The following is a 9,624-nucleotide window of genomic DNA, read 5'->3' on the forward strand; positions in this document are numbered from 1 at the left end:
CTCTCCTCTTACTTTCCCACACAGAAGCGGCTGAACACTTCCTCAATCACCGCTTCGTCGGCGGCTTCGCCGGTCAGTTCATACAGCGCGTGCAGCGCCTCATCCACGCAGACGCTCACCGCGTCCAGGCCGAAGCCCTGCTGCCCGGCGGCCAGCGCGTCGTCCAGCGCATTGCGGGCGGCGGTGGCGGCGGCCAGCTGACGCTGCCCGCTCAGGCAGCCTGCCGAGGGGTCCAGGTTGGCCACCCCCAGCAGGGTCTCCACCCGGCCTGCCAGCAGCTGCAGGCTGGCCGGGTCTTTGGCGGACAGGTGCACCACGTCGGAGAAGCACCCGGCCAGCACCGCTTCGTCAAACACCTGCGCCCCGGCGTCCTGCTTGTTCACCAGCGCCAGCGCCGGGCGGCCCCGGCACAGCTGCGCCAGCCGGGCGTCCTCCTCGGTGGCGGGTTCGCTGGCATCAAACACCGCCAGCACCAGCCCGGCGGCGTCCAGCGCCCTGTAGCTGCGGCGGATGCCCTCGGCCTCCACCGCGTCGGCGGTTTCCCGCAGACCGGCGGTGTCGCTCAGGTTCAGCCGCACGCTGCCCAGCTGCACCGTCTGCTGCACCACGTCCCGGGTGGTGCCGGCCACCGGGGTCACGATGGCCCGCTCAAACCCCGCCAGCAGGTTCAGCAGGGTGCTTTTGCCCACGTTGGGCCGGCCCACGATGGCGGTATCCACCCCGCCCAGGGCCACCGCCCCCGCGCCCCACTGGTCGATCATGGCCTGGATCTTATCCCGGCAGCCGGTCAGGGTGGCGGTCAGGGCCGCCGGTTCCAGGGCGGGCACGTCCTCTTCGGGGAAATCCACCCAGGCGGCCAGATGGGCGGCCAGGGCGGTCAGATCCTCCCGGATGGCCCCGATCCGCCGGGCCACCGCCCCGTCGAGGCTGGCCGCGGCCAGCGCCGCGCCCTGCCGCCCGGCGGCCTGGATGGCGTCCATCACCGCTTCGGCCTGGGTCAGGCTGATGCGTCCGTTTTCAAAGGCGCGGCGGGTGAACTCCCCCGCCCCGGCGGGCCGGGCGCCCGCCGCCAGGCAGGCCTGCACCAGCCCCTCGGCCATGGCGCTGCCCCCGTGGCAGCTCAGCTCCACCACATCCTCGCCGGTGTAGCTGCGGGGCGCGCGGAAACACAGGGCCACCGTCTCGTCCAGCACCGAACCGTCCGGCCGCAGGCTGTGGCCGAACAGGGCGGTATACCCCTTGGCCTGGCTCAGTTTGCGGGCGGGGTTGGCCGGGCGAAAGACCTTTTCCGCAATGGAATAGGCCTCGGGGCCGCTGATGCGCACCACCGCGATGCCCCCCACCCCCGGCGGGGTGGCCAGGGCGCAGACGGTGGCCGAAAGATCCATGGACATGGTAATTTCCTCCTTGCCGGAAAACACGGAAAACCACGCGCGGGGGCGTGGTTTTCCCGAAAGATTTACTGGAACAGAACGCCCGGGTTCACGTTGCGCCAGACGCTCCAGGGGTCCAGCGCCGCGCCGCCCAGCCGCATATCGCAGACCACATGGCCCTGGGTGGTGGCCACGGTCTGGCCCTGGGTGACATAGTCGCCCTCGCTGACCTTGATGCTGCCCAGCAGGTAGAACAGGCTCTTGAGCCCGCCGCCGTGCTCGATGACCAGGGTGCGGCCGGTGGCCCCCAGGGTACCGGCAAAAACCACCCGGCCCGCCGCGGGGCTGCGCACCGCGCTGCCCGCGGGGGTGGAGAAGGTAACGTTGACGCTGTGGCGGGGGGTGATCAGGGCGTTGGCCGCGTCGATCTGGGCCTGCAGCACCGCCTGCAGCTCCACCGGGTAGGTGGCCATCAGGGCCGGGTCGGCCTGGACACGGTCGGTGTATTCATACACGTCGTAGTCCCGCACCAGGGTGCCCTGCACCGGCTGCACAAAGCCGTCCTGGGCCCAGTACACATCCGGGTCCACAATGTCCATGACCTCGTCCAGCGCGGCGGGCACCGCCCCGATGTAAGGGGCGGCGGCGGTGCCGTCGGCGGTGTAGGTATCCAGTTCCCGCACCTCGCGGCCGTAGACCCGCACGGTGGGGGTCAGTTCATATTCGCCGGAACGGATATGCAGCACATACTCGCCGCCGGGGCAGTCGCCCGGAACACCCAGATAGGCCAGCCAGGCGCCGTTGTACTTGATAAAGACCGCTTCGCCCAGATCGGTGGTCAGGCTGGGGGGCACATCGCCCAGCACACCGGTCACCCGGATGCCCAGCACACCGCCCTGCACCACCGATTCGCCGCTCAATTCCACCTGGGGCTCGGCGTTCATGGTAAAGGATACCCGGTACACATCCTCCCCGGTGACCCCCTGCCCCACCTGGGCGGCGGGCTGGGTCACGGTGATGGCCAGGGTATAGTCCCCGTCGGCGGCAAAGCGGTAGCTGGCAAACTGTTCTCCGCCGCCCTCAAACAGCACCGAACCGTCGGCGCCGGTCAGGGTGATTTTGGCGTCCATGCCCTTGGGCAGGGTCAGCTGGGGATCGCTTACCTGCACATCCGCCAGCACCGCGCCGTCCGCCTCCGGGTTTGTGCCCGAAAAGCTGCGCTTGATAAACCCGGCCACCGGCACCTGCCAGTCCCACTGGGCAGCCGACAGGGTCTGGCCCGCAAAGGTCACGGTGCGGTCGGGCAGGGCCTCCTCGGTGACGGCCCGGTACATTACCAGCACCACGCCGCCCACGATCAGCGCCACGATCAGCACCACCATCCCCAGCCATACCAGCAGGGTACCCCACCAGGGCCGGGCAGCGGTTTCCTCTTCCTGTTCCTCCTGCTGTTCCAGCAGGCTCTGCTCCTGTTCGCTCACGAAACGATCCCTCCTTGCCGCCCGCGCCGGGCGGCGGTCTGCGCTCAGGCCGGGTTGTAGAACAGCCCGCCCTGCCCCCGGATGGCCATCCAGGGATCAATGCTCTTGTTGCCGATTTTCAGTTCGTATTTCAGCGCCTCGCTGCCGGCGGTGCCTACCGCCGCGCCGCGCTCCACCGCCGCGCCGGTTTCCACCGTCAGGGAACCCAGCCGGTACAGATAACTCTTGACCCCGCAGCCGTGGTCGATGACCACCGTGTTGCCGGTCAGCAGCAGCTTGCCCGCAAAGGCCACCGTGCCGGCGGCCGGGCTGACGACCTGGGCGCCCTCGGCGGCGGCCCATTCCACGCCGGTGCTGCGCACCGCCTGCTGGCTGCCGTTCTTGTACTCAAACACGCCGAAATCCAGGCTCACGTCCCCCTCCACCGGCTGGGCAAAGGCCCCGTTCCAGCGGATTTCCCCCGCGCCGGTGGTGTAGAGCGGCCAGATCTTTTCCCGGAACTCGGTGCTGGCCCCGGCGGGCTCGTCCGTCTCGGCGCCGGTGGTGTAGACCTTGGCAAAGTCCCGGTGCTGCACCGTGACGGTGTCCTCCAGCACAAAGCTGCCCACCGTGACGGTGAGGGCGTGGTCCCCGGCCTCGGCGTTGTAGGCGGCGGGGATAAAGCCCAGCCAGCCGCCCTCCACCGGGGCCAGCCAGACGCTGCCCAGTTCGCAGTCGATGGACGGGGCCGCGCCCGCGTCCAGGATGTTGCTTATGTAGATCGCGCACACCTCGCCCCGGGTGATGGTGTCATCCGAGAGGGTCAGGGTGGGCTGGGCGGCCAGGGTGAACCGGAACCGGTACCGGTAGAAGCCCGCGGGTTTGGCGGGCTTGCCGCCCATCACCCGCCCGGCGGTAAGCAGGCCCTGGTAGTCCCCGTTGGCGGGCAGCCGCACACTGGAAAGGCCGGACACTGGCCCGTTGTAGACCTGGGTGCCGTCCGCGGCGGTGAGCACCAGAAAGCTGCCCTCCGGGTCCAGGCCCTCGGCCAGCACCACAGCGGGGGTGACCTGGTCGATGGTGCCCAGATCCTGCACGTCGGCGGTGACGCTCTGCTGGAAGGTGCGCCAGACCACCCCGCCCAGCACCGGCACGCCCCAGCTGTAACCGTTTACGGTGAGGGTCTGCCCGGCGAAACTCGCGCCCTGGGCGGGCAGCGAAGCGGCGGTGGTGCGGCTGTAGAGAAAGCCCACCGTGCCCCCCACCACCAGTACCACAAACAGGGCCACCATGGTAAGCCAGGTGAGGAATTTTTTCATGCCGCGCACCTCCTTGCCGGGTGGGGGCAGCGGCCGCGTAAAACAGCGCGGGCCTTCTCCCCCATTGTATTTTATGATTATACCATAGATGCGCCGGGGCGAACAAGTGGCAGTGTGGGGCGCAAAGGCCCGCAAAAAACCGCCGGCCCGACGGGCCGGCGGTTTTGTTTGTGCAGATGCTTACTCAGCAGCGGGCTCCTCGGCGGGCTCGTCGGCCTCGGGGGCCTCGTCCTCGTCGAAGTCCTCGCTGAACAGCAGGCTCTCGTACTCATCCAGCTCCTTCTCGCGGCGGCGGATGTAGAGGTAACCGGCGGTCAGCGCGCCCACGGCGGCGGCCAGGAACAGCAGCACCGCGGCAAAATGGGATTTCTTCATCACGATCTCGTTCTCCTTTCTCCACGCCGGCAGCTCCCGGACGCGGGTGTGCAGGGCTTTCGTGTTTTTCCGGACGGCCGCGGCCAGCGCGGCGGCGTCGGCAGCTTTCACCGGCAGGATCGCCAGATCTCGGACGGTCATGCGGCAGGCCCCCTCTGGTTCGTTTTTTCACAGCCGGGCGGCAAAGCCCGGCTCTGATTTAGCTTTATTATACCCGCCGGCGGGCAAAATTACAACGTCCCGGCGGGCAATTTTTCGGTTTCCATCACCCGCCGCCAGGCCTTGAACGCACCGGGCAGCGGGCGGGTGTCGGCCAGGTCGGCGGCGGTGGCCCAGACGCAGCCCTCCGGCGCGGGCAGGCGGCGGGTCAGGGTGAAGCGCCAGCCGGTCATCCGCCACTCCACATGACTGAATATATGCTTTGCCTGCCCCGCCGGTGCGCCCGGGCCGGGGTCGGCACCCAGCAGCCGGGCAACGGCCTCCCGCAAAGCGGCCTCGTCCAGGGCCGTGTCCCACAGCGGGGGCTGCCACAGCCCCGCCAGCAGACCGCCCTCGCCCCGGCGCTGCAGCAGCCAGCCGTCCGGGCCGGCGATCAGCGCCACCGTTACCGGCTGGGCCGGGCGGGGCTTTTTCGGGGGCTTGCAGGGCAGACGGCCCGGGTTGCCCGCGGCCCGGCCCCGGCAGATGTGCGCCAGCGGACAGGCGGCGCAGTCCGGATTGCCGGGGACGCAGACCAGCGCGCCCAGCTCCATCAGCGCCTCGTTGTAGGGGCCGGAGGCGTCGGGGGGCTGATGGGCCATCACCCGCCGGGTAAAGGCCCGTTTGACCGCCGGGCGGGTGATGTCGGAATCGTCGTTGTACAGCCGGGCGAACACCCGCAGCACGTTGCCGTCCACGGCGGGCACGGCCTTGCCGAAGCAGATGGAGGCCACCGCCCCGGCGGTGTAGTCCCCCACGCCGGGCAGGGCGCGCAGGGCCTCCCAGTCGTCGGGCAGCTCGCCGCCGTACCGTTCGCAGACAAGCCGGGCGGCCTTTTGCAGGTTGCGGGCCCGGCTGTAGTAGCCCAGGCCCTCCCACAGTTTGAACAGCTGCTCCTCCTCACAGGCGGCCAGATCGGCCACGGTGGGCAGGGCGGCCATGAACCGTTCGTAGTAGGGCAGCGCGGCGGTCATGCGGGTCTGCTGCAGCATGATCTCGCTGACCCAGACCCGGTAGGGGGTGGGATGCTGCCGGAAGGGCAGCTTGCGGCCGTTTTCATGAAACCAGGCCAGCAGCGGCGGGGCGATGGGGGCAAGTTCGGGCATAGGGGCACCTCATAGACGGCGGGGCATTGACAAACGGGCCCCGGGGTGGTATATCGGATACATATTCTCTGTGGAGGGATGCGGCTGCGAGGTGAATCGGCCCGCTCAGAGGGCCGATGAGCCCGCAGACGCCCCTCTTACCCAGCGGACGGGCGAGAAGGTGGGCGGGGGCCCGGACCCGGTGGGTCCGGGGTTCCGGGTCTGCGAAGCAGCCAAAGCCCCGGTGGGGCTTTGGACCGGCGAAACGGCCCGCGAAGCGGGACGGGCGCATTGTTTTTGCGCCCGTAGTTTTCGCAGGCCATTTATCCCGCCCCCGTATCGATCGGGAGCGGGCGGTACGCACAGCCTTGTTGACGATATGGAGGGATGCGGAATGTCGGTGGAAGTGGTACGGGCGTATTTGACGGAAAAGGGATTCGGGGACCGGGTGCTGGAATTTACAGAGAGCAGCGCCACGGTGGCGCTGGCGGCCCAGCGGCTGGGCTGCGAGGAGGCCCACATCGCCAAGACCCTGAGTTTTGAAACGCCGGAGGGCTGCGTGCTGATCGTGGCCGCCGGGGACGCGAAGGTGGACAACGCGAAGTACAAGGCGATGTTCCACACCAAGGCGAAGATGGTGCCGGCCGACCAGCTGGAGGAAAAGGTGGGCCATCCGGCGGGCGGGGTGTGCCCCTTTGCGCTGAAGGACGGGGTGCGGGTGTTCCTGGACGAGTCGCTGCGGCGGTTTGATACCATCTATCCGGCGGCGGGCAGCGCCGCCAGCGCGGTGCGCCTGTCCTGCGAAGAACTGACCGCCTGCGCGGACGGCAATGCCCAGTGGGCGGATCTGTGTAAGGGCTGGGGGGATGCGGCTGCGAGGTGAATCGGCCCGCTCAGAGGGCCGATGAGCCCGCAGACGCATCCTTTACCTAGCGGACAGGCGAGAAGGCGGGCGGGGGCCCGGACCCGATGGGTCCGGGGTTCCGGGTCTGCGAAACAGCCAAAGCCCCGGTGGGGCTTTGGACCGGCGAAACGGTCCGCGAAGCGGAACGGGCGCATCGTTGTTGCGCCCGTAGTTTCCGCAGGCCATTTATCCCGCCCCCGTATCGCCCGGGAGCGGGCGGCACGCACAGCCTTTTATCCCGCTTCCTAAAAAAGGCGCACGTTGTGAAAACGTGCGCCTTTTTATTGGTATACGGGGGATCAGAACCCGCCGGCGGTGCGGGGGAAGGGCAGCACGTCCCGGATGTTGGCGATGCCGGTGACGTACATGATCAGGCGCTCGAAGCCCAGACCGTAGCCCGCGTGGGGCGCGCTGCCGAAGCGGCGCAGGTCCAGGTACCAGTCGTAGTCTTCCCGGCCCAGGCCCAGCTCATCCATGCGGGCCAGCAGCACGTCCAGACGCTCCTCACGCTGGCTGCCGCCGATCAGCTCGCCCACGCCGGGCACCAGCATATCGGCCGCGGCCACGGTGCGGCCGTCGTCGTTGAGCCGCATGTAGAAGCTCTTGATCTCCTTGGGATAGTCGGTCACGAACACCGGGCGCTTGAACACCTGCTCGGTCAGGAAACGCTCGTGCTCGGTCTGCAGGTCGCAGCCCCAGCTGACCTTGTACTGGAACTGGTCGTTGTGGGGCTCCAGCAGGGCCACCGCGTCGGTGTAGCTGACCCGGGCGAAGTCGGCGCTGACCAGGGCGTTCAGACGCTCCAGCAGGCCCTTGTCCATGAACTGGTTGAAGAAAGCCAGCTCATCGGGGCACTGTTCCAGCAAAAAGTTCACCACGTACTTGACCATGGCCTCGGCGTTGTCCATGTAGTCGGACAGGTCGGCAAAGGCCATCTCCGGCTCGATCATCCAGAACTCGGCGGCGTGGCGCGGGGTGTTGGAGTGCTCGGCCCGGAAGGTGGGCCCGAAGGTGTAAACGCTGCCGAACGCCAGGGCGAAGGCCTCCGCCTCCAGCTGGCCGGAAACGGTCAGGTTGGTGGAACGGCCGAAGAAGTCCTGGCTGAAATCCACCGCGCCGTCCTCAGTGCGGGGCGGGTTGTTCACGTCCAGGGTAGTGACCCGGAACATCTCGCCGGCGCCCTCACAGTCGGAGCCGGTGATCAGCGGGGTGTGCACATACACAAAGCCCTGCTCCTGGAAGAACTTGTGGATGGCCCAGGCGGCCACGCTGCGTACCCGGAACGCCGCCGCAAAGGTGTTGGTGCGGGGGCGCAGATGGGGCATGGTGCGCAGGTATTCCAGGGTGTGGCGCTTTTTCTGCAGGGGGTATTCGGGCGGGCAGACGTCCAGCAGGGTCACGCTGTCGGCGTTGACCTCAAAGGGCTGCTTGGCGCCGGGGGTGACCACGATGCGGCCGGTCACCTGCATGCTGGTGCCCACGCCGGCCTTGGCAACCTCCTTGTAGTTTTCCAGCTTGTCCGCCTGGAAAACCACCTGCAGGTTCTTGAAGCAGCTGCCGTCGCTCAGTTCGATAAAGCCGATGCTCTTGGAGTCCCGCACGGTTTTGGCCCAGCCGCAGACGGTGACGATCTCGCCGTCGGCGGGGGTGGCGCGGAACAGTTCGCGGATGCGGATGCGTTCCATAGTGTGATTTCTCCTTCCGATTTTGGGCCGCAAAGGGGGCGGCCGGATACAAATAAAGGCAGCAAACCGTCCTGCTTTAGGACGGATCGCTGCCGGATCCGCGGTGCCACCTAAATTGCCGCCCGAAAGCGGCCCCCTTTGCCCGGTCCATACCGAACCGGCGGCCCGTAACGCTGGCCTGCGTCGCCCCTACTGCCGGGCCGCTTTTACCGCCCGGGTTGGGTTTGCGGCTCGCAGAGGTTCTTCTCCCGGGGGCAGGCGCGCCGCTTTCAGCCGTGGCGGCGCTCTCTGGGGGCTGCGGGGTCCGGGGTACTGGGTCTGGTCATCGCCTTTGATACTGCCGATTGTACACCCCGCGGGGCCGCTTGTCAAGCCGTTTGCGCCAGCAGCGAGGCCAGTGCCCGGGCGGCCAGGCCCCCGGCCCGCACCGCCTCGTCCAGGGTATTGGCGTGGCCGCCCACCTCGATCAGCAGGCTGCCGGTGGTCAGGTCCTGGTTGTAGTACCGGTAGGCAAACATTACCGGCCTGGTCAGGCCGGGGGTCTGGGCCTCCATAGCCGCCTCCCAGGCAGCGGCGAACCGCAGGTTCTGGGTATAGTTGGGCAGGTTGCCGCCCTTGTCGGCCCCGCAGATGATCATGACCTGGGCGGCGGGGCCTTCTTCCGTTTGCAGGGTGGGTTTCAGCCGGGTGCCGTCCTCCTGCTCGATGGCGTCCCGGTGCACATCCAGCACCACCTTGATGCTGGGATATTTCTCCAGCCAGCCGCGCACCGTCTCGTTGCTGCGCTCGTAGCTGCCGTTGTAGCTGGGATAATCGTGCAGGGTGGTGTCCTGCACGGTGTTGATGCCGGCGGCGTTCAGCACCCGGGCCATCTCGGCGCCCACGGCGGTCATGTTGACGGCGTTGTCGGTGCTGCGGCAGGTGAAGTCCGGGTCATACCAGCCGTTGTCGGCCAGTTCGTAGGTCTCGGTGGCGTGGGTATGCATGATGAGCACCTGCGGCTCGTCGCTGTGCAGTTCGATGCCGAACGGCATACCCCGGGAAATAATGTCCGCCACCTGGCTGTCGGCCAGGGAGGTGCTGTTCTTGATGCTGCCGGTACCGGCGGGGATATAACCGTCGCCGCTGCCCTGTTCATAAAAGGTGGTGCGGATGCTGCCCGCGTCCTCGGGCGCGGCGGCGGTACTGGCGGTGGACAGCCTGGCCTGTGCCGGGCCGGAGCGGC

The 9,624-nt window shown here is 68.0% G+C and carries 8 protein-coding genes; 1 reads left to right on the forward strand and 7 read right to left on the reverse strand.

Annotated features, from left to right (window positions below; translation table 11 throughout):
• Nucleotides 1–8: 8 nt before the first annotated feature.
• The 5 genes from mnmE to mutY form a co-directional block, all read right to left on the reverse strand.
• Nucleotides 9–1,394, reverse strand: coding sequence for a tRNA uridine-5-carboxymethylaminomethyl(34) synthesis GTPase MnmE (gene mnmE / locus B5E65_RS10930; protein ID WP_343286403.1), 1,386 nt, complete (start codon nt 1,392–1,394; stop codon nt 9–11).
• A gap of 65 nt (nt 1,395–1,459) precedes the next feature.
• Nucleotides 1,460–2,854, reverse strand: coding sequence for a murein hydrolase activator EnvC family protein (locus B5E65_RS10935; RefSeq protein WP_087171803.1), 1,395 nt, complete (start codon nt 2,852–2,854; stop codon nt 1,460–1,462).
• Between the two features lie 44 nt (nt 2,855–2,898).
• On the reverse strand, nt 2,899–4,152 hold the full coding sequence (locus tag B5E65_RS10940; RefSeq protein ID WP_087171804.1) for a murein hydrolase activator EnvC family protein: 1,254 nt from the start codon (nt 4,150–4,152) through the stop codon (nt 2,899–2,901).
• A 180-nt stretch (nt 4,153–4,332) separates the two neighbouring features.
• Nucleotides 4,333–4,668, reverse strand: coding sequence for a hypothetical protein (locus B5E65_RS16580; RefSeq protein ID WP_242957533.1), 336 nt, complete (start codon nt 4,666–4,668; stop codon nt 4,333–4,335).
• 89 nt (nt 4,669–4,757) lie between these two features.
• Nucleotides 4,758–5,831, reverse strand: a complete 1,074-nt coding sequence (gene mutY, locus B5E65_RS10950; protein ID WP_087171805.1) for an A/G-specific adenine glycosylase — start codon at nt 5,829–5,831, stop codon at nt 4,758–4,760.
• 373 nt (nt 5,832–6,204) lie between these two features.
• Between mutY and B5E65_RS10955 the strand changes: the two genes are divergently transcribed.
• On the forward strand, nt 6,205–6,693 hold the full coding sequence (locus B5E65_RS10955) for a YbaK/EbsC family protein (protein ID WP_087171806.1): 489 nt from the start codon (nt 6,205–6,207) through the stop codon (nt 6,691–6,693).
• 320 nt (nt 6,694–7,013) lie between these two features.
• Here B5E65_RS10955 and asnS read toward each other — a convergent pair whose 3' ends face one another.
• Complete coding sequence (asnS, locus tag B5E65_RS10960) at nt 7,014–8,399, reverse strand: asparagine--tRNA ligase (protein ID WP_087171807.1); 1,386 nt, start codon at nt 8,397–8,399, stop codon at nt 7,014–7,016.
• A gap of 368 nt (nt 8,400–8,767) precedes the next feature.
• A partial coding sequence (spoIIP, locus tag B5E65_RS10965) for a stage II sporulation protein P (protein WP_143403009.1) occupies nt 8,768–9,624 on the reverse strand: 857 nt, incomplete at its 5' end.

This window comes from Gemmiger sp. An120 (genome assembly GCF_002160955.1).
Lineage (GTDB): Bacteria > Bacillota > Clostridia > Oscillospirales > Ruminococcaceae > Gemmiger_A > Gemmiger_A avium.

Coding starts and splice junctions, on each gene's coding strand:
- mnmE (WP_343286403.1), bottom strand. CDS start 1,394: ATGTCCATGGATCTTTCGGCCACCGTCTGCGCCCTGGCCACCCCGCCG.
- B5E65_RS10940 (WP_087171804.1), bottom strand. CDS start 4,152: ATGAAAAAATTCCTCACCTGGCTTACCATGGTGGCCCTGTTTGTGGTA.
- B5E65_RS16580 (WP_242957533.1), bottom strand. CDS start 4,668: ATGACCGTCCGAGATCTGGCGATCCTGCCGGTGAAAGCTGCCGACGCC.
- mutY (WP_087171805.1), bottom strand. CDS start 5,831: ATGCCCGAACTTGCCCCCATCGCCCCGCCGCTGCTGGCCTGGTTTCAT.
- B5E65_RS10955 (WP_087171806.1), top strand. CDS start 6,205: ATGTCGGTGGAAGTGGTACGGGCGTATTTGACGGAAAAGGGATTCGGG.
- asnS (WP_087171807.1), bottom strand. CDS start 8,399: ATGGAACGCATCCGCATCCGCGAACTGTTCCGCGCCACCCCCGCCGAC.